Genomic DNA, 22,309 nt, shown 5'->3' on the forward strand with positions numbered 1-22,309 from the left:
ACGGCAGTATGCCCGGGTTGGCATGTGTTCGATTATCGAACCATTAATCCAGGGCAGTCGCTGCAGAAGGTGCGCCGCCCGAATACGGGCGGCGCACGGGTCAGCGTCGGGTCAACAACACGCCGGACTCCATATGGTGCGTCCACGGGAACTGGTCAAACATTGCACAGCGGGTAATGCGGTGCGTGTCATGCAGTTGCGCGATGTTCGCGGCCAGGGTCTCCGGGTTGCAGGAGATGTACAGGATGTTGTCGAAGCGCCGGGTCAGCTCGCAGGTGTCCGGGTCCATGCCGGCGCGGGGCGGGTCGACGAACACGCTGCCGAATTCATAGCTCTTCAGGTCGATACCTTGCAGGCGGCGGAACGGACGCACTTCATTGAGCGCCTCGGTGAGTTCTTCGGCAGACAGGCGCACCAGGGTGACGTTATCCACAGCGTTTTCATCGAGGTTGGCCAGCGCTGCGTTCACGGAGGTTTTGCTGATCTCGGTGGCCAGCACCTTACGCACGCAGGTGGCCAGCGGCAGGGTGAAGTTGCCGTTGCCGCAGTACAGTTCCAGCAAGTCATCCGGGCGATCGCCCAAGGCTTCATACGCCCAATTGAGCATCTTCTGGTTCACCGTGCCGTTGGGCTGGGTGAACGCGCCTTCGGGTTGGCGATAGCTGAAGGTACGGCCGCCGACTTCGAGTTTTTCCACCACGTAGTCATGGCCGATCACATCGCGCTTGCCCTTGGAGCGGCCGATGATGCTGACATTCAAGTCGGCGGCCAGCTGTTTGGCGGCGGTGTGCCAATGCTCATCCAGTGGGCGGTGATAGCACAGGGTGATCATCGCGTCGCCAGCCAGTGTGGTGAGGAACTCCACCTGGAACAGCTTGTGGCTCAGGGCGGCGCTGGCTTGCCAGGCGGCCTTGAGTTGCGGCATCAACTGGTTGATGCGGTGGCTGGCGATGGGGAACTCTTCGATCAGGATCGGCGTGCGCTTGTCGTCCTGGGAGAACATCGCGTAGTGGCGTTCACCACCTTCGCGCCACAGGCGGAACTCCGCCCGCAGGCGGAAGTTCTGCAGCGGCGAATCGAAGACCTGTGGCTCGGGTGCGTCGAACGGTGCCAGCAGGTCACGCAAGCGCGTGACCTTGTCTTGCAGTTGAGCGGTGTAGCGTGCGGCGTCAAAAGTCATGCGTTGAACCAGCCCAGCTTGATCACGAACAGAATCGACAGGATCACCAGTGCCGGGTTCAGCTCACGGTAGCGGCCCGAAAGCAGCTTGATGGCGGTCCAGGCGATGAAACCGAAGGCGATGCCGTTGGCGATGGAGTAAGTGAAAGGCATCGCCAGGGCGGTGATCACCACCGGTGCTGCCACGGTAATGTCATCCCAGTCGATTTCCGCCAGGCCCGACGTCATCAACACGGCCACGAACAGCAGCGCCGGTGCGGTGGCGAAGGCCGGTACGCTGGCGGCCAGTGGCGAGAAGAACAGCGCCAGCAGGAACAGGATCGCCACCACGATGGCGGTCAAGCCGGTACGGCCACCGGCGCTTACGCCTGCGGCGGACTCGATGTAGCTGGTGGTGGTCGAGGTGCCCAGCAGGGAACCGGCCATGGCGGCGGTGCTGTCGGCGATCAGCGCACGGCCCATTTTCGGCATGTGGCCATCCTTGCCCATCAGCCCGGCGCGCTTGGCGACGCCGATCAGGGTGCCGGAGTTGTCGAACAGGTCGACGAACAGGAACGCGAAGATCACGCTGACCAGGCCGATATCCAACGCGCCTTTGATATCCAGTTGCAGGAACGTCGGGGCCAGCGAGGGTGGCATCGAGGTCACGCCGCCGAACGGGGTGAAGCCCATGACGATGGAGACGATGGTCACCGCCAGGATGCCGATCAGCACCGCGCCGCGCACGGCCAGGGCTTCCAGCGCCACGATCAGCGCGAAACCGAGGGTGGCGAGGATCGGCGCCGGTTGTTTCAGGTCGCCCAGGCCGACCATGGTGGCCGGGTTGCTGACCACGATACCGGCGTTATGCAGGGCGATCAGCGCCAGGAACAGGCCGATACCGGCGGCAATCGCCGAGCGCAGCGGCAGCGGGATGCTGTTGATGATCCACTCACGGATACGGAAGATCGACAGCAGGAAGAACAGTACCGCCGAAATGAATACCGCACCCAGGGCAACCTGCCAGGTGTGGCCCATGTGCAGCACCACGGTGTAGGTAAAGAAGGCGTTGAGGCCCATGCCCGGTGCCAGGGCGATCGGGTAGTTGGCGATCAGACCCATTACCGTCGAACCAATGGCGGCCGCCAGGCAGGTCGCGACGAACACGGCGCCCTTGTCCATGCCAGTTTCGCCGAGGATGCTCGGGTTCACGAACAGGATGTAGGCCATCGCCAGGAACGTGGTGATACCCGCGAGAATCTCGGTGCGCACGTTGGTGTTGTGTGCTTTGAGTTGAAACAGCTTTTCCAGCATGCCGGCTCCCTGTGACGCTATCTTGCGTCGTTATTTGTTGACCTCTAAGTCAAAGCACAAACTGCGCCAAGCGCCTGTGGTTTCAGAGAGGATCGGAAAAAGCGGCGCATCATACCAGCAGCCGAGGCCGTGTGGCGCACGGGGTTGGCTCGGCGATGCATGGCTGTGGATCATGGCCTTGAGGCATACTGCGCCGACGTTCAAGGCAGGGTCGTTAACAGCATGAAAAAAGCCAACGCGTGGAGTCTAGCTCTGATCGCCAGTCTCAGCCTGTGGTGGGGCGCGGCACCAGCGTGGGGCGCAGCTGCACCGCCCTTGAGCGAGGTGCGGGTGTTCAAGGTCGAGTCGGCGCGTTGCAGCGAGAAAGTCCCGGAAGGCGCCCAGAGTACCCAGATGTGCGAGCACCGTGGCCCGACCCAGGTTTCGGTGATGGAGGTCGGCCTGGGTAACAGCCCCATGGGTCGCTTCAATGGCGCCGAGCTGGACGGGCGGCGCACGCCGGTGTGCCAGGTCGGCAATATCAGCGAGGCGTGCAATGGCGTGGGCACGCTGATGGGCTACATCTATGTGTTTGACTTGAATGTCGAAGCCCAGGGGTGGTTCGAGTTCAGCAATACGTCGATCAACGGCCCGCAAAATGCCTTGAAGGTGATGCTCAATATCCGCTGATCAATCCTCTTGAACGCTCATAACCACGGGTAGTCGTACCCCAGAGACGGCGACTTTCCCGAACGCCGCGAACGGACTTCAACCCGTGAGGTGTTTATGAGCGCAATCCCCAATGACGCGGCGGCCCGACCGTTCGTCAGCCACCCGATACACCTGACCCTGAACGGCCAGCAGCGCCAGCTGAACGTGTTGCCCTGGACCACCTTGCTCGACCTGCTGCGCGAACAACTCGACCTGGTCGGCAGCAAAAAGGGCTGCGACCACGGCCAATGTGGTGCCTGCACCGTGTTGCGTGACGGCAAACGCGTGAATGCCTGCCTGACCCTGGCGGTGATGTGCGACGGTGCCGAGTTGACCACCATCGAGGGCTTGGCTGACGGCGACGAGCTGCATCCGATGCAGCAGGCGTTTATCAAGCATGACGCGTTCCAGTGTGGCTATTGCACGCCCGGGCAGATTTGCTCTGCCGTTGGCCTGGCCAATGAGGGGCGGGCCCAGGACCCCGCGCAGATCCAGGAACTGATGAGCGGCAATCTGTGCCGCTGTGGTGCCTACAGCAACATCCGCGACGCGATTGAAGCGGTCGTGCTGGGAGACAAACCATGAACCCGTTCCAGTACAGCAAGCCGACCGACGTACATGAAGCGGTGCGGCTGAGTAGCGCCGCCTCGCGCTTTATTGCCGGCGGCACCAATTTACTGGACCTGATGAAAGAGAACATCAGCCGGCCCGAACACTTGATCGATATCACCGGCCTGCCGCTGCATGGCGTTGAACCTACGGCCAGTGGTGGCGTGATGATCGGTGCCTTGGTCAGCAACGCTGACCTGGCCTGGCACCCGTTGATCGAAGCCCGTTACCCTTTGCTGTCCCAGGCGATCCTCGCCGGTGCGTCACCGCAGTTGCGCAACATGGCCAGTACCGGCGGCAACCTGTTGCAGCGCACCCGTTGCTATTACTTCTATGACACCGGCGTGCCCTGCAACAAGCGTGAGCCGGGCAGTGGCTGCCCGGCGCGAACCGGCTTGAACCGCATTCATGCCATTCTCGGCGCCAGCGAGCAGTGCGTGGCGACCCATCCCTCGGACATGTGTATCGCCCTGGCCGCCCTGGAGGCACGGGTGCATGTGGAGGGGCGTGGCGGTTCGCGTGTGATTGAGTTTGCCGATTTCCATCGCTTGCCGGGCGACACGCCGCAGCGCGACAACCTGTTGGCCGATGATGAGCTGATCACGGCCATTGAGTTACCGGCCGACCGTCTGGCGGGCCACAGTCATTATTTGAAAGTGCGCGACCGTGCGTCATACGCGTTTGCCCTGGTGTCGGTTGCCGCCGCGTTGGAGCTGGATGGCGACACCATCGTCGACGCCCGCCTGGCCCTTGGCGGCGTGGCGCACAAACCCTGGCGGGACCGAGCGGTGGAAACCGCGCTGATCGGCCGTACGGTCAGCCGCGAAACCTTCAGCAGTGCCGCTGACGCCTTGTTGCAGGATGCCGAGCCGCTGGAACACAACGCCTTCAAGATCAAGCTGGCGCGTCGGGCGATTATCCGCGCCCTGAGCGATGCCGCTGTCGCAGGAGAACGCCCATGACCGCTATCGGAAAGCCCCTGGACCGCGTCGATGGTCTGCTCAAGGTGACGGGCCAGGCACGTTATGCCGGTGAGTTTGCCGGTCAGGACCTGCTCCACGGCAGCGTGGTATCCAGCACTATCGCCAAGGGGCGAGTGGTCAGGATTGATGCGTCCAGAGCCCTGGCATTGCCCGGCGTGGTCATGGTGCTCGATCACCTCAACCGGCCGAAACTCGCCAGTTACGACGACGCGTTTGCCGATGCCGATGCCGCGGACGGTTCGCCGTTTCGCCCGTTGTACAACGACCGCGTGCTCTATAGCGGCCAGCCATTGGCCCTGGTGATCGCCGATAACCTGGAGCTGGCGCGGCATGCCGGTTCGCTGGTGCATATCGAGTACGAGCGCGAAGCTTTCGAGACCGACTTGCTGGCGATGCAGGAGCAGGCCCACGCTTCCCCGCAAACGCCGCCCAAGCCGCGTGGCAACTTTCAGGCGCAGTGGAGCGCCGCCGCCGTCAGCCTGGATCTGCACTACAGCACGCCCATCGAGCATCACAACCCTATGGAGCCGCATGCCAGTACGGTGCTGTATCAGCCGGATGGCACCCTGCATATCCATGACAAAACCCAAGGGCCACAGAACTGCCAGGCCTATGTGCAAAAGGTGTTCGGCCTGGATAAAAGCCAGGTGCGCATCTTTGCCGCTTTCGTCGGCGGGGCGTTCGGCTCGGGCTTGCGTCCGCAATATCAATTGCCGCTGGCGGTGATGGCGTCGCTGGCGCTCAAGCGTTCGGTACGGGTCACTCTGACGCGTCAACAGATGTTCACGTTCGGCTACCGCCCGCGCACCTTGCAGCGCCTGCAAATGGGCGCCGCCGCCAACGGGCAATTGCTGGCACTTGGGCATACCGCAATCGGCCAGACTTCGCGTTTCGAGGATTTCAGTGAGCACGTGGTTGAATGGAGCGGCATGCTCTACCACTGCGACAACGTGCAACTGACCTACAAACTGGTGCCACTCGATGTATTCACCCCGCTGGACATGCGCGCACCCGGCGCCGCCCTGGGTGTGATCGGCCTGGAATGCGCCATGGATGAACTGGCGTGTGCCTTGGGCATGGACCCGGTGCAACTGCGCCTGATCAATTACGCCGAGCGCAACCAGAACGAAGACAAACCCTGGTCGAGTAAAGCGCTGCGTGAGTGCTACCGCGAAGGCGCCGAACGTTTCGGCTGGCAGCGGCGCAACCCGGAGCCGCGCAGCATGCGGGAGGGCCGGCAGTTGATCGGCTGGGGCATGGCCGGCGGTGTGTGGGAGGCCATGCAGATGAAGGCCAGCGCCAAGGCGCGGATCGACGCGCAAGGAAAGCTGACGGTGAGCAGCGCCACCACGGATATCGGCACCGGAACTTATACCGTGATGACCCAGATTGCGGCGCAGGCCAGTGGGGTGGCGGTCAAGGACGTGGCGTTTCTGTTGGGGGATTCATCGTTGCCCACGGCGCCGCTGCAAGGGGGCTCGTTTACTGTGTCTTCCGTCGGGACTGCCGTTCAGCAAGCGTGCGAAGCGTTGAACGCCAAGTTGCTGAAAATCGCCCGGCAGACTTACCCGGTTTTTAAAGGGGCTGAAGCGGTGCGCTTCGAAGACGGTCAACTGCACTGCGGGGATGTCAGTGTTTCGCTGGCGCAGTTGGTCAAGGACAGCGGTGAAGAGGCGTTGGAAGTCCAGGTCGACAGCGAGCCCGACAAAAAGCGCGAAGGCTACGCCACCGCCACCCATTCAGCGGTGTTCGTGGAGGTGCGGGTGGACGAAGACCTCGGCACTGTGCACGTCAGCCGGGTGGTCAGCGCGGTTGCGGCCGGGCGTGTGGTGAACCCCAAGATGGCCCGCAGCCAGATTCTCGGCGGGGTGGTGTGGGGCATCGGTATGGCGCTGCACGAAGAAACCCAGGTTGACCATCAGCTGGGTCGTTACATGAATCACAGCCTGGCCGAGTACCACATCCCGGTAAACGCCGACATCGGTGACATTGACGTGCTGTTCGTCGAAGAACACGACGAGATCGTCAATGCCCTGGGTTCCAAGGGGGTCGGTGAAATCGGCATTGTCGGGGTGGCGGCAGCCGTCGCGAATGCGGTCTACCACGCCACCGGCAAGCGGGTCAGGGACTTCCCGATCACCCTGGATAAGGTGCTTTAAACCTTGGCCTCTTCGACCGGAACATGCATCCGGTCGCGGTTGGCCAGGGTCGGGAACAGCTTGATCCACATCCCGGTGACCAGCAATGTCCCGACCCCGCCCATGACCACGGCGGGCACGGTGCCGAACCAGTGGGCGGTGATCCCGGACTCGAACTCGCCGAGTTGATTGGACGCGCCGATGAACAGGCCGTTGACCGCACTGACGCGCCCGCGCATTTCATCCGGGGTTTCCAGTTGTACGAACGAGGCGCGGATCACCATGCTGATCATGTCCGCCGCGCCCAACACCACCAGCACCCCCAGGGAGAACCAGAACGAGGTCGACAGGCCGAAGGCGATAGTCGCCACGCCGAATACGCCTACGGCGGTGAACATCACGCGTCCCACGTGCCGGTCCACGGCAAACCGCGCCAGCCACAACGACATCAACAACGCACCCACCGCCGGTGCCGAGCGCAGCAGGCCCAGGCCCCAGGCACCGGTCAGCAGGATGTCCTTGGCGAACACCGGCAGCAACGCGGTGGCGCCGCCCAGCAGCACGGCGAATAGGTCCAGGGAAATGGCGCCGAGGATGTCCGGGCGGCTGCGGATGAAACGGATGCCGGCCAGCAGCGAATCCAGGGTGGCCTTGCCTTTATTGAGTGGGGTCTGGCGGGCGGGCAGGTTGAGGGTCAGCGTGCAGGCAATCAGGTAAAGCACCACGGTAGGCCCGTAGACCCACACGCTGCCGAATGCATACAGCAAACCGCCGAGCGCCGGCGCGACGATGGTCGCCAGTTGCTGGGCCGACTGGGAGGACGCCACCGCCCGCGGGAACAAGGCGCTGGGCACGATGCTCGGCAGCAGTGCCTGGGTGGTGGGCATTTCAAAGGAGCGCGCGGCACCCAACAGGAACGCGAGGATGAAGATCATCTCGCGGGTCACGTGGCCGGTCAGGCCGCCGATGGCCAGGCTCAGGGCAATCAACGCCTGCACGGTCTGGCAGATGGCGGCCACCTTGCGGCGCTCATAACGGTCGGCCACATGCCCGGTATGCAGCATGAACAGTACGCGTGGCACAAATTCGACCAGACCTACCAAGCCCAGGTCCAGCACGTTGCCGGTCAGTTGGTAGAGGTTCCAGCCAATCGCCACGGTGAGCATCTGGAAGCCGCTGGCGGTAAAGATCCGCGCCAGCCAGAACGCGATGAAAGGGCGGTGATGGCGCAGCAGCAACAGGGGTTCGCTTGGCATCGGGAGTTCAGGTCAGGGCCGGAGAAAGGCCGAGATTATCATCAAGTTGTAACAGATGGTTGCAGGAACTGAGCTGAGGCAGTCTGTCACGCGGCAAAAGACCACGCCGTCCTGCAACGAAAATGGGACTACTCTTTCAGCAATGCTTGATCCAGATCAAAACCGGCCCCGGAATTGTTCTGGCGGCCGCAAGGCCAGAATCCCCGCGTGGTGGGTAAAAAAAAGAAACGAATTGAAATTCGCCAGGCTCCATATCCGTGGGGGCAGTGGGTGCAGGCTCCCGCCAGCAGCCGGTATTACCTGACAGAGGAAAACTTATGTTCGGTTTGGAGGCGCTAGATCTCGCCCGAATTCAATTTGCGTTCACCATCTCGTTTCACATCCTGTTCCCGGCGATCACCATCGGCCTGGCCAGTTACCTTGCGGTGCTGGAAGGTTTGTGGCTCAAGACCCACAACGACACCTACCGTGACCTCTACCACTTCTGGTCGAAGATCTTTGCCGTCAACTTCGGCATGGGCGTGGTCTCCGGGTTGGTCATGGCCTACCAGTTCGGCACCAACTGGAGCCGCTTCTCGGACTTCGCCGGCTCCGTTACCGGCCCGCTGTTGACGTATGAAGTGCTCACGGCGTTCTTCCTGGAAGCAGGCTTCCTGGGGGTGATGCTGTTCGGCTGGAACAAAGTGGGGCGCAAGCTGCACTTCTTCGCCACGGTGATGGTGGCCGTCGGTACGTTGATCTCCACGTTCTGGATCCTGTCGTCCAACAGCTGGATGCAGACGCCCCAGGGCTTTGAGATCGTTGACGGACGCGTGATCCCGACCGATTGGTTCGCGGTGGTCTTCAACCCGTCGTTCCCTTACCGTCTGGCACACATGGCCACGGCGGCCTTCGTGGCCACCGCGTTCTTCGTCGGCTCCTCGGCGGCCTGGCACTTGTTGCGTGGCAAGGACAACCCGGCAATCCGCACCATGCTGTCGATGGCCATGTGGATGGCCCTGATCGTCGCGCCTATCCAGGCGGTCATCGGCGACTTCCATGGCCTCAACACCCTCAAGCACCAACCGGCAAAGATTGCCGCGATTGAAGGCCACTGGGAAAACGTCGGCAACGAACCGACGCCGCTGATCCTGTTCGGCTGGCCGGACATGCAGGCCGAAAAAACCAAGTACGCGGTGGAAATTCCGTACCTGGGCAGCCTGATCCTGACCCACTCCCTGGACAAGCAGGTGCCGGCGCTCAAGGAGTTCCCGCCTGAGGACCGCCCCAACTCGACCATCGTGTTCTGGTCGTTCCGGGTCATGGTTGGCCTGGGTTTCCTGATGATCTTCACCGGCTTGTTCAGCCTCTGGCTGCGCAAGGGCGACAAAATGTACTCGTGCAAACCGTTCCTGTACCTGGCGTTGTGGATGGGCCCGTCCGGGTTGATCGCGATTCTCGCCGGCTGGTTCACCACCGAAATTGGCCGCCAGCCGTGGGTGGTTTACGGTTTGATGCGCACGGCGGATGCGTCCTCCGGACACAGCCTGGCGCAGATGACGATCACTCTGGTGTTGTTCGTGGTGGTGTACTTCGCGCTGTTTGGCGCAGGTCTGGGTTACATGATGCGTCTGGTACGCAAAGGTCCGGTTACTCACGAAAGTACCGAGCCAACCCACGGTGGCCCTGGCCAGAAACGCACACCGGCGCGTCCGTTGTCGGCGGCCGATGACAGCAGTGATGACCAACACGCCGACATCCAGCACAAGGGGAATTGAGATGGGTATTGATCTTCCGCTGATCTGGGCCGTGATCATCATCTTCGGCATCATGATGTACGTGGTGATGGACGGCTTCGACCTGGGTATCGGCATCCTCTTCCCGTTTATTCCGGGCAAAGTCGACCGTGACGTCATGATGAACACCGTCGCCCCGGTATGGGACGGCAACGAGACCTGGCTGGTACTGGGCGGCGCGGCGTTGTTCGGCGCTTTCCCGCTGGCCTATTCGGTGGTGTTGTCGGCGCTGTACCTGCCGCTGATCCTGATGCTGGTCGGGCTGATCTTCCGTGGCGTGGCGTTCGAGTTCCGCTTCAAGGCCAAGGACCACAAGCGCCACCTGTGGGACAAGGCGTTTATCGGCGGCTCGATTGCCGCGACGTTCTTCCAGGGCGTGGCGCTGGGGGCGTTCATTGACGGCATCCCGGTGGTGAATCGTCAGTTCGCCGGCGGCTCGCTGGACTGGTTGACGCCGTTCACGATGTTCTGCGGTGTCGCCCTGGTGGTTGCGTATGCCCTGCTGGGTTGCACCTGGCTGATCATGAAAACCGAAGGCAAGTTGCAGGAGCAGATGCACAACCTGGCGCGGCCATTGGCCTTCGTGGTGTTGGCGGTGATCGGTATCGTCAGCCTGTGGACGCCCCTGTCGCACCCGGAAATCGCCTCGCGCTGGTTCACCTTGCCGAACCTGTTCTGGTTCCTGCCGGTGCCGATCCTGGTGTTGGTGACCATGTACGGGCTGATTCGCGCAGTGGCACGTAATGCCCATTACACGCCGTTCCTGCTGACGCTGGTGTTGATCTTCCTCGGCTACAGCGGCCTGGGGATCAGCCTGTGGCCAAATATCATCCCGCCATCAGTTTCGATCTGGGATGCCGCCGCACCGCCGCAGAGCCAGGGTTTCATGCTGGTGGGCACGTTGTTCATCATTCCGTTCATCCTGGGCTACACCTTCTGGAGCTACTACGTGTTCCGCGGCAAGGTCACCCATGAAGACGGTTACCACTAGGAGGGTCGTCCCATGTCCGGCAAACCGACGTTGCACGAGATTGAACAGGCCGAGAAACAGCCGTTGTGGCGGCGCCTGGGGTGGTTGGCGATGATCTGGACCGGCAGCGTGCTGGCCCTGTTCATCGTGGCCAGCCTGATGCGCCTGTTCATGAACGCGGCCGGCTTGACCACGCACTGACATCCCAATCCGGGCCTCACGGCCCGGCTTTCAGCCCTGCCATTTGCACGAGTGGCAGGGTTTTTTTATTTGCGCGCTTTGATAATCACGAATTTTGGCGTGGTGGCGATTTGCTCGACACCCCGGAACAACCGGGCCAGTTTGGTGTGGTAGCCCAAGTGACGGTTGCCGACGATGTAAAGAGCACCGCCGACGACCAGGGTTTCCCGCGCCTGCTGGAACATGCGCCACGCGAGGAAATCGCCGACCACCTGTTGCTGATGGAAAGGCGGGTTGCAGAGCACCACGTCCAGCGACTGCGCCTCCTGGCCGGCCAGGCCGTCGCCTGCGCGTATCTCCACGTCGCGCTCACCCAGCGCGGCGCGCCAGTTCTCGGCGGCCGATTGCACCGCCATAAAGGACTCGTCCACCAAGGTGTAGTGCGCAGCGGGGTTTTGCAAGGCGCTGGCGATTGCCAATACACCGTTGCCGCAGCCCAGGTCCGCCACGTGAGCGTTGCCGAGGTTTTTCGGCAGGTGGGGTAGGAAGGCGCGGGTGCCGATATCCAGGCCTTCACGGCAGAATACGTTGGCGTGGTTGAGCAGTTCGATGGCCGGGGCGTCGAGGGTGTACCGGGTGGGATAGGGCGAGAGGGCGGTGGGCCGCTGCTCGACGGTCGCAATCAACAAGCGTGCCTTCTTGACCGCCAGCGAGGCGTGCATCGGCCCGATGTAGCGCTCCAGCAATTCCCCCGCAGCCCGTGGCAGGTGCTTGATCATCGCCCCGGCGATCACTTCGGCACCCGGTGCCAGCTGACCCTGCAGGCGGATCAACTGTTCCTCCAGTAATGCCAGGGTTTTCGGCACGCGGATCAGCACCCGGTCGAACGGCCCTGTGGGCACCTGGCTGGCCGGGATGAACGGCACCGCATCAAACGTCTTGCCGTTGCGCACCAGGTTTTTTTCCAACCCCAAGGCTGCAAGAAACGAATCACCGCTGGAGGTCACTTGCACCTGCCCCTGGAGGCTGGCAGCCAAGGCGCCAAAGCTGTCATTGAGCACCAGCACGCGAGTGGCTGCCGCCGGCTGCTGCTGCGCCAGATAGTCGAGCAGGTACTCGTCGGCGGCATCGAAGGCTTGCAGCGGATCGTTATGTTGCTCGGGTTGGCGGATCAGATCGAGCTGGGCGAACGGGCTGTGGAGCAGGGGCATGGCGGGGGAGGCTCTGGGTGATCATCGGCGGAACCGTCTGAGTGAACTACGAGGTGACACCTGAAGGCGCCGCTCAACACTCAGAATGGGTCGTAAATGGTACTTTTTTTTGAGCCTGATGACATGCGGTGTTTCCGTGCCGGCTAAAACAACCCCGCTTTGGAGGCTCTGAGGACGGCGGCGATCTTGTTGTTGACCCCCAGTTTGTTGAACGTGCTTTTGATGTGAAAGCCTACGGTGCGCTCTGACAGGCACAGAATGGTCGCAATATCCCCGGCGGTCTTGCCCAAGGCTGACCATTTGAGGATTTCCGTCTCCCGTGGGGTCAGTTTGCAGCAGGGCGACGCACTGGGCTCATCGGTGTACTTGCGTGCGACCACCGAGTGCATTGCATGGCAAAGCCATAACACCTGGCCGGCTTTTTCATACAGCTCCTGCGGGCTCACTTCACCACTGCTGCGTGCGAGGGTCAGCATGCTGTAGACACCCTGGAAGTCGTGCACCGGCTGCGTCCAGGCACAGTCCACACCAAATGTTTGGGCCAACGACCATAAGTTGGGTGAGGAGTCGAATGCCTTTTGGTCCCAGACGATAGGCAGGACACAGCGTTTACAGTGCGCAACAACAGGGTCGATGGGGAAGAAGTGCGCCTGTTGATACAGCTCGTTCCATTTCTCTGGGTAGTTATTGACTTGAATAGGTTTTGTTTGGTCGTCTGCGAGTTGGGTACTCATAGTAAAGGAACAAAATTGGAAGCCGAGTTCATTGGTACGGTTAAGGACCATGTCAAATACACTGGTAATCTCGTTTTCACCTTCCAGTTTGGGGAGCCGGGTATTGCGCCATTTCACCATTTGTAACTCTCCATGGATTTTGCGTGGCGTGGGTACGTCCTCCTCCCAACACTGCACGAAAATTAGTGTAGGACAACGCCTACAGATCCGTGGAAAAAATGTTCTGTTTAACTAGAAGTGAGTTGAGTATTTTCTTGTACGGCTATTGTTGGCTTGTACAGGAAGTTTTCTCCCCAACAACTTCTTTATGGAATTTAACGAGTTGTGGATAGTGTCAGACTGATGGCGCATTGGGGCGCTGTTCCATCTATCGTTAGAAGGTCACTGGGCTAATAGCTAAATAGTTTGTCTGAACTAATGTGCCGTTATTCGGCAACTGTTATTGATCTTGACGCAATCTATACCGGTGCGCATCACGACCCCTTCGGCAATGCCAGTACAAATCAGCGGTGTTTGCGCGCGCTGCTTTGAGGGACACTAGGGCTCTGTGCAAAACGGAGTTCCCCATGACGGCCAGTGCTGAGAAATTTACCCGCCAGACCTTGCTCGACGTGCAGTCGCAGACCCCCAGTCTGTTTACCCTGCGCACCACGCGCGATCCCGGCTTTCGGTTTACCGCCGGCCAGTTCGTGCGCTTGGGGGTGACCAAGGCGGATGGCAGCACCGTATGGCGCGCCTATTCCATCGTGTCTGCGCCCTTTGACGAGCACTTGGACTTTTTTTCGATTGTCGTCCCGGGGGGCGAATTCACCAGCGAGCTGAGCCGCTTGCAGGTGGGGGATACGCTGATGGTCGAGCGTCAGGCCACCGGCTTCCTGACCCTGAACCGCTTTGTGGATGGGCGTGATCTCTGGCTGCTGGGCACGGGGACCGGTGTGGCACCCTTCCTGTCGATGCTGCAGGACTTCGAAGTCTGGGAGAAATTTGAGCGTATCGTGCTGGTGTACAGCGCCCGCGAGGCCAAGGAATTGGCCTACCAATCGTTGATCCACACGCTGGGCGAGCGGGAGTACCTGGCTGAGCACGCCCACAAGCTGACTTATATCCCCATTGTCACCCGTGAACAGCACCCGGGCGCGCTGAATGGGCGCATCACCACCTTGATCGAAAATGGTGAGCTGGAGCGTGCGGCCGGTGTCGAGTTAACCCCGGAACACTCTCGCGTACTGATCTGCGGTAACCCGCAAATGGTCGACGACACACGCCAATTGCTCAAGCAGCGTGATCTGCAACTGAGCCTGAGCCGTCGTCCGGGCCAGGTGGCCGTGGAAAACTACTGGTAGAAAAAAGGCGCCTCGAAGGGCGCCTTTGGGTTGCATCGGTTAAAGCGGCTTGTTGTTCTGAGCCTTGAGCAAGTCGCGGATCTCGGTGAGCAACTCTTCTTCTTTGGTCGGCGTCGGTGGCAAGGTTGGAGCCACCGCCTCTTCGCGCTTGAGACGATTGATGGCCTTCACCCCCATGAAGATCGCGAACGCGATGATCACAAAGTCGATGATGCTCTGGATGAACTTGCCATAGGCCAGTACCACCGCCGGAGCGCCGCCTTGTGCGGCCTTGAGTTGCACCGCCAGGTCCGCGAAGTCCACGCCACCGATCAGCAGGCCGATAGGAGGCATCACCACGTCGCCTACAAACGAGGAAACAATTTTACCGAAGGCGGCACCGATGATGATACCGACGGCCATGTCGACGACATTGCCTTTGACCGCGAAGGCCTTGAACTCACTGATCACGCCCATAGGTTATTCCTTGTTACAGATGAGAAGGGTGGAGGTCAGTGTAAGTCAGTCACAGCAGGCTTGCTTGACACAACTGTTAACACTGACGGCTTTTATCGACACATTAAATCGTAATTAGTTTGCAAAGTGCCATCAATCGCGCGCGAAATACGCCTGAATTCAGTGGTTTACCACATTATTTTCTTAATCGGCCCTGTGGCGTTTTTCTATTTATCTTCTGACTCCCAGGTCACTAGCCTCTGGTAAGCACAACTGAATGTGCACTAAAAAAACCAGAGGAAACCTTGATGAACACTCTCATTCGCCGCAAGCCGGTATCGGCGCGCAGTGCGCTGGCACTGGTGACCGCCAGCCTGCTTTCCCTCTCCGTGCAAGCCGCCAACCTGACCCGTGACAACGGTGCAGCCGTCGGTGACAACCAGAACTCACAAACCGCCGGCGCCAACGGCCCGGTACTGCTGCAAGACGTGCAGTTGATTCAGAAACTGCAACGCTTCGACCGCGAGCGCATTCCGGAGCGTGTGGTACACGCCCGTGGCACCGGCGCCCATGGCACCTTCACGGTCACGGATAACCTCAGCGACCTGACCAAGGCCAAAGTGTTCGCCGCCGGTGAAACCACCCCCGTGTTTGTGCGCTTCTCTGCGGTGGTTCACGGCAACCATTCCCCGGAAACCCTGCGTGACCCACGTGGCTTCGCCACCAAGTTCTATACCGCCGAGGGTAATTGGGACCTGGTGGGCAATAACTTCCCGACGTTCTTCATTCGCGACGCCATCAAGTTCCCGGATATGGTCCACGCCTTCAAACCGGACCCACGCACTAACCTGGACGACGACTCACGCCGTTTTGACTTCTTCTCCCATGTACCGGAGTCCACCCGTACGTTGACCGAGTTGTACTCTGACTCCGGCACCCCGGCCAGTTACCGGGAAATGGACGGCAATGGCGTACATGCCTACAAGTTGATTAACGCCAAGGGTGAAGTGCACTACGTCAAGTTCCACTGGAAGAGCCTGCAAGGCATCAAGAACCTTGATCCCAAGCAAGTCACCGAAGTACAGGGCCGTGATTACAGCCATATGACCAATGACTTGGTCACCCATATCAATAAGGGCGATTTCCCCAAGTGGGATTTGTATGTGCAAGTGCTCAAGCCCGAAGACCTGGCCAAGTTTGATTTCGACCCGCTGGACGCCACCAAGATCTGGCCGAATGTGCCGGAGCGCAAAGTCGGGCAAATGGTGCTGAACCGCAACCCGGCCAACGTGTTCCAGGAAACCGAGCAAGTCGCCATGGCTCCGGCCAACCTGGTACCCGGCATCGAACCGTCGGAAGACCGCTTGCTGCAAGGTCGGGTGTTTTCCTATGCCGACACACAAATGTACCGCCTGGGGCCGAACGCCCTGCAACTGCCGATCAACGCCCCCCGGGTGACCGTCAACAACGGTAACCAGGATGGCGCGATGAATACCGGCAAGACCACCACCGGTGTGAACTACCAGCCGAGCCGCCTGATGCCGCGGGAAGAGCCGCAAACTGCGCGCTACAGCCAGTTGCCGCTGTCAGGTAGCACTCAGCAGGCGAAGATCCAGCGTGAGCAGAACTTCAAGCAGGCCGGTGATCTGTACCGCTCCTATAGCAAGAAAGAGCGTCAGGACTTGATCGAAAACTTTGGCGGCTCCCTGGCCACCACCGATGACGAGAGCAAGCACATCATCCTGTCGTTCCTCTACAAAGCCGACCCGGAGTACGGCACCGGCGTGGCCAAGGTCGCCAAGGGTGACTTGGCGCGTGTGAAGGCGCTGGCTGAAAAACTGACTGACTGATCCGTTGGTTCCGATCGACGCTCCCTGGGGCGTCGATCTCTGACAGGAGAACCCTATGCGAATTTCTATCGGTTTGCTGATGGCCATGCTGGCGTTTGTCGCCCATGCCGAATCCCCAGAACCTGCGGCACTCAAGGCGCAGCTTCAGGATTATTACTTTGACGCCGCCCGCCGTGGCGACCTCGACATGCTCAATACCTTTATCGAGTCCGGCTACAGCCTCAATACGCAGGACGACAAGGGTTACACCGCGCTGATCCTCGCCGCCTACCACGGCCAGGGTCCTTTCGTGGAACGTTTGCTCAACGCCGGCGCCGACGCCTGTGTGCAGGACAAACGCGGCAACACCGCGCTGATGGGCGCGATCTTCAAGGGCGAACTTAAAATCGCCCAGCGCCTGCTGGCCACCGACTGCAACCCCGACCAACGCAATGGCGCCGGGCAGACTGCGGCCATGTACGCCGGCTTGTTCAAGCGTGTCGAGTTGCTGGATGCGTTGAAAGCCAAAGGCGCCGATCTCAACGCCGAGGACCCGATCGGCAACAGTGCTTCACGATTGGCCAGTGGTGAAATCCGGACCCCGGCGCCGCGCTGAGCTATCATCGCGGTTTTTCGGTTGGAGGTTCTCAAATGGCAAAGGCCAAGCGCATGTACGGCTGCACGGAGTGCGGCGCGACCTTTCCCAAGTGGGCCGGCCAGTGCAGCGAGTGCGGCGCGTGGAATACCCTGACTGAAACCATGATCGAAAGCGGCGGTGCGGCGGCGCCTGCCGGGCGTGCCGGCTGGACCGGGCAACAGGCGCAGATCAAGACGCTGGCCGAGGTCAGTGTCGAGGAGATCCCGCGTTTCTCCACGGCGTCCGGTGAGCTAGACCGCGTGCTCGGTGGCGGCCTGGTGGATGGCTCGGTGGTGTTGATCGGTGGCGACCCGGGCATCGGCAAGTCGACCATCCTGCTGCAAACCCTGTGCAGCATCGCCAGCCGCATGCCGGCGCTGTACGTCACCGGTGAAGAGTCCCAACAGCAAGTGGCCATGCGCGCTAGACGGCTCGGTTTGCCCCAGGACCAACTGCGGGTGATGACCGAGACCTGCATCGAAAGCATCATCGCCACGGCCCGTATCGAAAAGCCCAAGGTCATGGTGATCGACTCGATCCAGACCATTTTCACCGAACAACTGCAATCGGCGCCGGGCGGCGTGTCCCAGGTGCGCGAAAGCGCGGCGCTGCTGGTGCGTTATGCCAAGCAGAGCGGCACGGCGATCTTCCTGGTCGGCCATGTGACCAAGGAAGGGGCGCTGGCGGGGCCTCGAGTACTTGAGCACATGGTCGACACCGTGCTGTATTTCGAAGGCGAATCCGATGGTCGTCTGCGTTTGTTGCGGGCGGTGAAGAACCGCTTTGGCGCGGTCAACGAACTCGGTGTGTTCGCGATGACCGACAGGGGGTTGAAAGAAGTCTCCAACCCGTCGGCAATTTTTCTGACGCGTGCCCAGGAAGAAGTCCCGGGAAGCGTGGTGATGGCAACGTGGGAAGGCACCCGCCCGATGCTGGTGGAGGTCCAGGCGCTGGTGGATGACAGCCACTTGGCCAACCCGCGACGGGTCACCCTCGGCCTGGATCAGAACCGTCTGGCGATGCTCCTGGCGGTATTGCACCGTCATGGCGGTATTCCCACCCATGACCAGGACGTGTTCCTCAACGTGGTCGGCGGGGTCAAGGTACTGGAAACCGCCTCCGACCTGGCGTTGATGGCGGCGGTGATGTCCAGCCTGCGCAACCGGCCATTGCCCCATGACCTGCTGGTGTTCGGCGAAGTCGGCCTGTCTGGCGAAGTACGCCCGGTGCCCAGTGGCCAGGAGCGCTTGAAGGAAGCCGCCAAGCATGGTTTCAAGCGCGCTATCGTCCCCAAGGGCAACGCGCCTAAAGAGTCGCCGGCAGGTTTGCAAATTATTGCTGTCACGCGCCTGGAGCAGGCGTTGGACGCACTGTTCGAATAAATCGGGAAGGGACGCTATGCAACGATTGAGTTACCCGGGCCTCGCGGCCCTGTTTGTCCTGCTGGTCGGCGCACCCGCCATGGCCTGGGCTGCGCAGCTACCGGCCGGTTACCGCCTGGCGCAGACACTGACGATCGAAGAGGGCCGTCAGTTGCAAGTGCTGGAGGACCAGCGCATCAGCGCGCAGCTGCATAAGGACAGTTGGGGCAACGGGCAGCTTGAAGACTCGTTTGACGAGCCTGGCGACCTGGTCGACAACCCGCTGCTTGAAGCCCGCGTGCGGCTGGTGTCGGCTGCCGGTGAGGAGATCGCGCAGCAGGACCTGGGCTACCCGTTGGCCAAGGTCAAGAAAGCTGCGCTCAACGGGCTGCCCGAACCTGTGTATTTTTTGATCGTTGATCAAACCGCGCCGATGGGCACCTACAGCGGCCCGGCCACCCAACTGTTGCAGCCGGCTACACAGCAACTCAAGCCGATGAGCTACAAGAATGCCGAGGGCAAAGTCCAGCCGTTGACCCTCGCCCACACGGGCAAGGCGGCCTGGAAAGTGGCTCATCCGGCCAGCGGCGGGCCGGATGAGTTATTGCAGGTGTCATGCTTCATGGAGGGCGAGGGTGAAGGTGAGGAGGATGATTTCACCACCCGTTATCAGACTTATCGCTTTGTCGACGGGCAATGGCAGAGCACTTCAAGTCAGAAACAGGGTTACTGGGACATGGAAAGCGACTTCCCGGCACGAACGGCATTTCCCTGAGGGATCACACTTCCAGTAAGGCGCCGAGTTCGCGCTCGAGTTCTTCCGGGTCACCCAGGTTCAGCTCGATCAGCCGGCGCAGATGGCTGATCGACTCCAGGTCGATTTCCTTGCACACAAACCCTAATTGGTCGTCGCCATCGTGGGCCAGTTTCACCTGCATCTTGATATGCGCCTTTGGGTCCAGGCGGATATCGACCTCGAACGGTAATGCCTTGTTACCCTTCCACGGTTCGGGTCGTTTTATCGCCAAACCCTTCAGCGACAAGTCCACTAATTTAACCGGCCATTCGTGGCCGTTTTGCCGAAGTTCGGTCACAGCGTCCATTGCGATCCGGCGGAAGCAGCGACGTTCAGGCGGGTGTTCGGTCATGGTGAATCCCTCTGTGGATAGAAGCAGTGTAGCCCTGCGCCATCATCGGGCGTGGTTTTCTGCTTTTTTTGCCATTGCAAGGCTCTAGACCAACGTAGGGGGGTGGTCTTTGAAGCCAACAGCGCTAAACTCGGGGTGGCTGTCCTTCTGTCCACCCTGGCTGGAATATAAAAATGAAAAATAATAATAGCCTGCTACGCCACCTACCCTGGCTGGTGCTGGCAATTGTAGGAGCGTGCGCCCTGGGCGTAGTGGCCTTGCGCCGCGGCGAGGCGATCAACGCCTTGTGGATTGTGGTCGCGGCGGTGGCCATTTATCTGGTTGCCTATCGCTACTACAGCTTGTTCATCGCTAACAACGTGATGCAACTCGATCCTCGGCGGGCCACCCCCGCAGTGCTCAACAATGACGGTCTGGACTATGTGCCGACCAACAAACATATTCTGTTCGGTCACCACTTTGCGGCGATTGCCGGTGCAGGCCCGCTGGTCGGCCCGGTGTTGGCGGCGCAAATGGGCTACCTGCCCGGCACCCTGTGGCTGATTGCCGGTGTGGTACTGGCCGGTGCGGTGCAGGACTTCATGGTGCTGTTCCTGTCCACCCGTCGCAATGGCCGTTCGCTGGGCGACATGGTCCGCGAAGAGATGGGCCGCATCCCGGGAACCATCGCGCTGTTCGGCTGCTTCCTGATCATGATCATCATCCTCGCGGTGCTGGCGCTGATCGTCGTCAAGGCACTGGCCGAGAGCCCATGGGGCATCTTCACGGTGATGGCGACCATCCCGATCGCGATGTTCATGGGCGTGTACATGCGCTACATCCGCCCGGGCCGCATTGGTGAGATCTCGATCCTCGGGGTGTTCCTGCTACTGGGTTCGATCTGGCTGGGCGGGCAAATCGCGGCCGACCCGGTCTGGGCCAAAGCCTTTACCTTCACCGGTATCCAGATCACCTGGATGCTGATCGGCTACGGTTTCGTCGCCGCGGTGCTGCCGGTGTGGCTGATCCTCGCGCCACGCGACTACCTGTCGACCTTCCTGAAGATCGGCACCATCATCGCCCTGGCAATCGGCATCCTGGTCACCATGCCAGAACTGAAAATGCCGGCCCTGACCCAATTCATCGACGGCACCGGCCCGGTCTGGAAGGGCGGCCTGTTCCCGTTCCTGTTCATCACCATCGCCTGTGGCGCGGTATCGGGTTTCCACGCACTGATTTCCTCGGGCACCACGCCCAAGCTGCTGGATAACGAAACCAACGCCCGCTACATCGGTTACGGCGGCATGTTGATGGAGTCGTTCGTGGCGATCATGGCCATGGTTGCCGCCTCGGTGATCGAGCCAGGCGTGTACTTCGCCATGAACAGCCCGGCTGCCGTGGTCGGTGGTGATGTGATGGCCGTGGCGCAAACCGTCAGCAGCTGGGGCTTTGCGATTACGCCCGAGGCGCTGCAGGCCGTGGCCCACGACATTGGTGAAACCACCATCCTGGCCCGTGCCGGTGGTGCGCCGACCCTGGCGGTGGGTATCGCGCAGATCCTGCACAGCGTACTGCCGGGTGAAAACACCATGGCGTTCTGGTACCACTTTGCGATCCTGTTCGAAGCGTTGTTCATCCTCACGGCCGTCGACGCGGGCACCCGTGCCGGTCGCTTCATGCTGCAGGACCTGCTGGGTTCCTTCGTGCCGGCGCTCAAACGCACCGAATCCTGGACCGCCAACCTGATCGCCACCGCAGGGTGCGTAGCGATGTGGGGTTACTTGCTGTACCAAGGCGTGATCGACCCACTGGGCGGCATCAACACCTTGTGGCCGCTGTTCGGTATCTCCAACCAGATGCTCGCGGGCATCGCGCTGATGCTGGGCACTGTGGTTCTGATCAAGATGAAGCGCCAACGCTACATCTGGGTCACCCTGCTGCCGGCGGTATGGCTGCTGATCTGCACGACCACCGCAGGCTTCATCAAGCTGTTCGACGCGAACCCGGCTATCGGCTTCCTGTCGCTGGCCAAGAAGTACAGCGATGCCCTGGCGAACGGCCAGATCCTGGCCCCGGCCAAGAGCATCGACCAGATGCAGCACGTGATCTACAACGCCTACACCAACGCAACGCTGACGGCGCTGTTCCTGTTTGTGGTGTTCAGTATCCTGTTCTATGCGCTCAAGGTGGGGGTCGCCGCCTGGGGCAACAAGGAACGTACGGATAAAGAAGCCCCATTCCAGGCTGTACCAGACGCGTAATCGAGGGTTGCAACCATGTTCAATGACATCAGTCGCCTCGGTAAATACCTCGGTCAGGCCGCGCGCCTGATGGTCGGCATGCCCGACTACGACACTTACGTCGAGCATATGCAAACCAAACACCCGGACAAACCGGTGATGGACTACAAGGCGTTCTTCCGGGAACGCCAGGAGGCCCGTTACGGCGGCAAGGGTGGGCCCAAGTGCTGCTGACCCGTTAGCGCGGGTTGGCGGTGATTCTACTGTGGGAGGGGGCTTGCTCCCGATAGCGGAGTGTCAGTGACCTTATTAGTGGCTG

At 60.8% G+C, this 22,309-nt stretch carries 21 protein-coding genes; 14 read left to right on the top strand and 7 right to left on the bottom strand.

Annotated elements, in window-relative coordinates:
• Positions 1-100: 100 nt before the first annotated feature.
• Positions 101-1,180 carry a tRNA (uridine(54)-C5)-methyltransferase TrmA gene (trmA, locus tag ACQRBV_RS26905; RefSeq protein ID WP_411985807.1) on the bottom strand — a complete coding sequence of 360 codons (1,080 nt, stop codon included), beginning with the start codon at positions 1,178-1,180 and terminating at the stop codon, positions 101-103.
• Complete coding sequence (locus tag ACQRBV_RS26910) at positions 1,177-2,472, bottom strand: NCS2 family permease (protein WP_034100857.1); 1,296 nt, start codon at positions 2,470-2,472, stop codon at positions 1,177-1,179. Before ACQRBV_RS26910 ends, trmA begins: the two co-directional genes overlap by 4 nt.
• A 222-nt stretch (positions 2,473-2,694) precedes the next feature.
• On the opposite strand from ACQRBV_RS26910, the gene ACQRBV_RS26915 reads away from it, so the two are divergent.
• The 4 genes from ACQRBV_RS26915 (at position 2,695) to ACQRBV_RS26930 (ending at position 6,913) form a co-directional block, all read left to right on the top strand.
• Positions 2,695-3,141 carry a DUF4879 domain-containing protein gene (locus tag ACQRBV_RS26915; RefSeq protein ID WP_411985806.1) on the top strand — a complete coding sequence of 149 codons (447 nt, stop codon included), beginning with the start codon at positions 2,695-2,697 and terminating at the stop codon, positions 3,139-3,141.
• A 96-nt stretch (positions 3,142-3,237) separates the two neighbouring features.
• Positions 3,238-3,747 (top strand): (2Fe-2S)-binding protein, encoded by a 510-nt coding sequence (locus tag ACQRBV_RS26920; protein ID WP_090365703.1) that lies wholly within the window; start codon positions 3,238-3,240, stop codon positions 3,745-3,747.
• Positions 3,744-4,733 (top strand): FAD binding domain-containing protein, encoded by a 990-nt coding sequence (locus ACQRBV_RS26925; RefSeq protein WP_411985805.1) that lies wholly within the window; start codon positions 3,744-3,746, stop codon positions 4,731-4,733. Before ACQRBV_RS26920 ends, ACQRBV_RS26925 begins: the two co-directional genes overlap by 4 nt.
• Positions 4,730-6,913: a xanthine dehydrogenase family protein molybdopterin-binding subunit gene (locus tag ACQRBV_RS26930; RefSeq protein ID WP_411985804.1), complete on the top strand. Its 2,184-nt coding sequence runs from the start codon at positions 4,730-4,732 to the stop codon at positions 6,911-6,913. The genes ACQRBV_RS26925 and ACQRBV_RS26930 overlap by 4 nt, the downstream gene beginning before the upstream one ends.
• On the opposite strand, the gene ACQRBV_RS26935 is transcribed toward ACQRBV_RS26930, so the two are convergent.
• A complete protein-coding gene (locus tag ACQRBV_RS26935) occupies positions 6,910-8,148 on the bottom strand; it encodes an MFS transporter (RefSeq protein WP_411985803.1) in 1,239 nt (412 codons plus the stop codon). The two genes, ACQRBV_RS26930 and ACQRBV_RS26935, sit on opposite strands and share 4 nt — an antisense overlap.
• Before the next feature lie 317 nt (positions 8,149-8,465).
• Here ACQRBV_RS26935 and ACQRBV_RS26940 point away from each other — a divergent pair, with 317 nt between their 5' ends.
• From ACQRBV_RS26940 to ACQRBV_RS26950, 3 genes are read left to right on the top strand one after another with little or no spacing between them, the layout of a single operon-like run.
• Complete coding sequence (locus tag ACQRBV_RS26940) at positions 8,466-9,905, top strand: cytochrome ubiquinol oxidase subunit I (RefSeq protein WP_411985802.1); 1,440 nt, start codon at positions 8,466-8,468, stop codon at positions 9,903-9,905.
• Between the two features lies 1 nt (position 9,906).
• The gene (gene cydB / locus ACQRBV_RS26945) at positions 9,907-10,914 is read left to right on the top strand and encodes a cytochrome d ubiquinol oxidase subunit II (RefSeq protein ID WP_060752317.1); all 1,008 of its coding nucleotides are present in this window, start codon (positions 9,907-9,909) and stop codon (positions 10,912-10,914) included.
• Positions 10,915-10,926: 12 nt separating this feature from the next.
• Entirely contained in the window at positions 10,927-11,094 is a 168-nt protein-coding gene (locus ACQRBV_RS26950) for a DUF2474 domain-containing protein (RefSeq protein ID WP_081086932.1), read from the top strand.
• Between the two features lie 65 nt (positions 11,095-11,159).
• Here ACQRBV_RS26950 and ACQRBV_RS26955 read toward each other — a convergent pair whose 3' ends face one another.
• The gene (locus ACQRBV_RS26955) at positions 11,160-12,284 is read right to left on the bottom strand and encodes a methyltransferase (RefSeq protein WP_411985801.1); all 1,125 of its coding nucleotides are present in this window, start codon (positions 12,282-12,284) and stop codon (positions 11,160-11,162) included.
• Between the two features lie 143 nt (positions 12,285-12,427).
• On the bottom strand, positions 12,428-13,138 hold the full coding sequence (locus ACQRBV_RS26960) for a helix-turn-helix transcriptional regulator (protein ID WP_411985800.1): 711 nt from the start codon (positions 13,136-13,138) through the stop codon (positions 12,428-12,430).
• Positions 13,139-13,584: 446 nt separating this feature from the next.
• On the opposite strand from ACQRBV_RS26960, the gene ACQRBV_RS26965 reads away from it, so the two are divergent.
• Positions 13,585-14,361, top strand: a complete 777-nt coding sequence (locus ACQRBV_RS26965) for a ferredoxin--NADP reductase (RefSeq protein ID WP_411985799.1) — start codon at positions 13,585-13,587, stop codon at positions 14,359-14,361.
• Between the two features lie 39 nt (positions 14,362-14,400).
• Here the strand turns inward: ACQRBV_RS26965 and mscL are convergent, their stop codons facing one another.
• Positions 14,401-14,817: a large-conductance mechanosensitive channel protein MscL gene (gene mscL, locus ACQRBV_RS26970; protein ID WP_060752313.1), complete on the bottom strand. Its 417-nt coding sequence runs from the start codon at positions 14,815-14,817 to the stop codon at positions 14,401-14,403.
• A 287-nt stretch (positions 14,818-15,104) separates the two neighbouring features.
• On the opposite strand from mscL, the gene katB reads away from it, so the two are divergent.
• From katB to ACQRBV_RS26990, 4 genes are read left to right on the top strand one after another with little or no spacing between them, the layout of a single operon-like run.
• Positions 15,105-16,646 carry a catalase KatB gene (katB, locus tag ACQRBV_RS26975; RefSeq protein WP_411985798.1) on the top strand — a complete coding sequence of 514 codons (1,542 nt, stop codon included), beginning with the start codon at positions 15,105-15,107 and terminating at the stop codon, positions 16,644-16,646.
• Positions 16,647-16,701: 55 nt separating this feature from the next.
• Positions 16,702-17,241, top strand: a complete 540-nt coding sequence (locus ACQRBV_RS26980) for an ankyrin repeat domain-containing protein (RefSeq protein ID WP_060752311.1) — start codon at positions 16,702-16,704, stop codon at positions 17,239-17,241.
• A gap of 35 nt (positions 17,242-17,276) precedes the next feature.
• Complete coding sequence (gene radA, locus ACQRBV_RS26985) at positions 17,277-18,644, top strand: DNA repair protein RadA (RefSeq protein WP_060752310.1); 1,368 nt, start codon at positions 17,277-17,279, stop codon at positions 18,642-18,644.
• A gap of 16 nt (positions 18,645-18,660) precedes the next feature.
• Positions 18,661-19,398 (top strand): hypothetical protein, encoded by a 738-nt coding sequence (locus tag ACQRBV_RS26990; protein WP_411985797.1) that lies wholly within the window; start codon positions 18,661-18,663, stop codon positions 19,396-19,398.
• A 4-nt stretch (positions 19,399-19,402) separates the two neighbouring features.
• Here ACQRBV_RS26990 and ACQRBV_RS26995 read toward each other — a convergent pair whose 3' ends face one another.
• Positions 19,403-19,771 carry a PilZ domain-containing protein gene (locus ACQRBV_RS26995; RefSeq protein ID WP_104996031.1) on the bottom strand — a complete coding sequence of 123 codons (369 nt, stop codon included), beginning with the start codon at positions 19,769-19,771 and terminating at the stop codon, positions 19,403-19,405.
• Between the two features lie 173 nt (positions 19,772-19,944).
• On the opposite strand from ACQRBV_RS26995, the gene ACQRBV_RS27000 reads away from it, so the two are divergent.
• Entirely contained in the window at positions 19,945-22,011 is a 2,067-nt protein-coding gene (locus ACQRBV_RS27000) for a carbon starvation CstA family protein (RefSeq protein ID WP_161548406.1), read from the top strand.
• Between the two features lie 15 nt (positions 22,012-22,026).
• Positions 22,027-22,224, top strand: a complete 198-nt coding sequence (locus ACQRBV_RS27005; protein WP_003194308.1) for a YbdD/YjiX family protein — start codon at positions 22,027-22,029, stop codon at positions 22,222-22,224.
• The last annotated feature ends 85 nt before the right edge of the window (positions 22,225-22,309 follow it).

The sequence above is a fragment of the Pseudomonas sp. R11F genome (assembly GCF_050312575.1).
Classification (GTDB): domain Bacteria; phylum Pseudomonadota; class Gammaproteobacteria; order Pseudomonadales; family Pseudomonadaceae; genus Aquipseudomonas; species Aquipseudomonas palleroniana.

Coding starts and splice junctions, on each gene's coding strand:
- trmA (WP_411985807.1), bottom strand. CDS start 1,180: ATGACTTTTGACGCCGCACGCTACACCGCTCAACTGCAAGACAAGGTC.
- ACQRBV_RS26910 (WP_034100857.1), bottom strand. CDS start 2,472: ATGCTGGAAAAGCTGTTTCAACTCAAAGCACACAACACCAACGTGCGC.
- ACQRBV_RS26915 (WP_411985806.1), top strand. CDS start 2,695: ATGAAAAAAGCCAACGCGTGGAGTCTAGCTCTGATCGCCAGTCTCAGC.
- ACQRBV_RS26920 (WP_090365703.1), top strand. CDS start 3,238: ATGAGCGCAATCCCCAATGACGCGGCGGCCCGACCGTTCGTCAGCCAC.
- ACQRBV_RS26925 (WP_411985805.1), top strand. CDS start 3,744: ATGAACCCGTTCCAGTACAGCAAGCCGACCGACGTACATGAAGCGGTG.
- ACQRBV_RS26930 (WP_411985804.1), top strand. CDS start 4,730: ATGACCGCTATCGGAAAGCCCCTGGACCGCGTCGATGGTCTGCTCAAG.
- ACQRBV_RS26935 (WP_411985803.1), bottom strand. CDS start 8,148: ATGCCAAGCGAACCCCTGTTGCTGCTGCGCCATCACCGCCCTTTCATC.
- ACQRBV_RS26940 (WP_411985802.1), top strand. CDS start 8,466: ATGTTCGGTTTGGAGGCGCTAGATCTCGCCCGAATTCAATTTGCGTTC.
- cydB (WP_060752317.1), top strand. CDS start 9,907: ATGGGTATTGATCTTCCGCTGATCTGGGCCGTGATCATCATCTTCGGC.
- ACQRBV_RS26950 (WP_081086932.1), top strand. CDS start 10,927: ATGTCCGGCAAACCGACGTTGCACGAGATTGAACAGGCCGAGAAACAG.
- ACQRBV_RS26955 (WP_411985801.1), bottom strand. CDS start 12,284: ATGCCCCTGCTCCACAGCCCGTTCGCCCAGCTCGATCTGATCCGCCAA.
- ACQRBV_RS26960 (WP_411985800.1), bottom strand. CDS start 13,138: ATGGTGAAATGGCGCAATACCCGGCTCCCCAAACTGGAAGGTGAAAAC.
- ACQRBV_RS26965 (WP_411985799.1), top strand. CDS start 13,585: ATGACGGCCAGTGCTGAGAAATTTACCCGCCAGACCTTGCTCGACGTG.
- mscL (WP_060752313.1), bottom strand. CDS start 14,817: ATGGGCGTGATCAGTGAGTTCAAGGCCTTCGCGGTCAAAGGCAATGTC.
- katB (WP_411985798.1), top strand. CDS start 15,105: ATGAACACTCTCATTCGCCGCAAGCCGGTATCGGCGCGCAGTGCGCTG.
- ACQRBV_RS26980 (WP_060752311.1), top strand. CDS start 16,702: ATGCGAATTTCTATCGGTTTGCTGATGGCCATGCTGGCGTTTGTCGCC.
- radA (WP_060752310.1), top strand. CDS start 17,277: ATGGCAAAGGCCAAGCGCATGTACGGCTGCACGGAGTGCGGCGCGACC.
- ACQRBV_RS26990 (WP_411985797.1), top strand. CDS start 18,661: ATGCAACGATTGAGTTACCCGGGCCTCGCGGCCCTGTTTGTCCTGCTG.
- ACQRBV_RS26995 (WP_104996031.1), bottom strand. CDS start 19,771: ATGACCGAACACCCGCCTGAACGTCGCTGCTTCCGCCGGATCGCAATG.
- ACQRBV_RS27000 (WP_161548406.1), top strand. CDS start 19,945: ATGAAAAATAATAATAGCCTGCTACGCCACCTACCCTGGCTGGTGCTG.
- ACQRBV_RS27005 (WP_003194308.1), top strand. CDS start 22,027: ATGTTCAATGACATCAGTCGCCTCGGTAAATACCTCGGTCAGGCCGCG.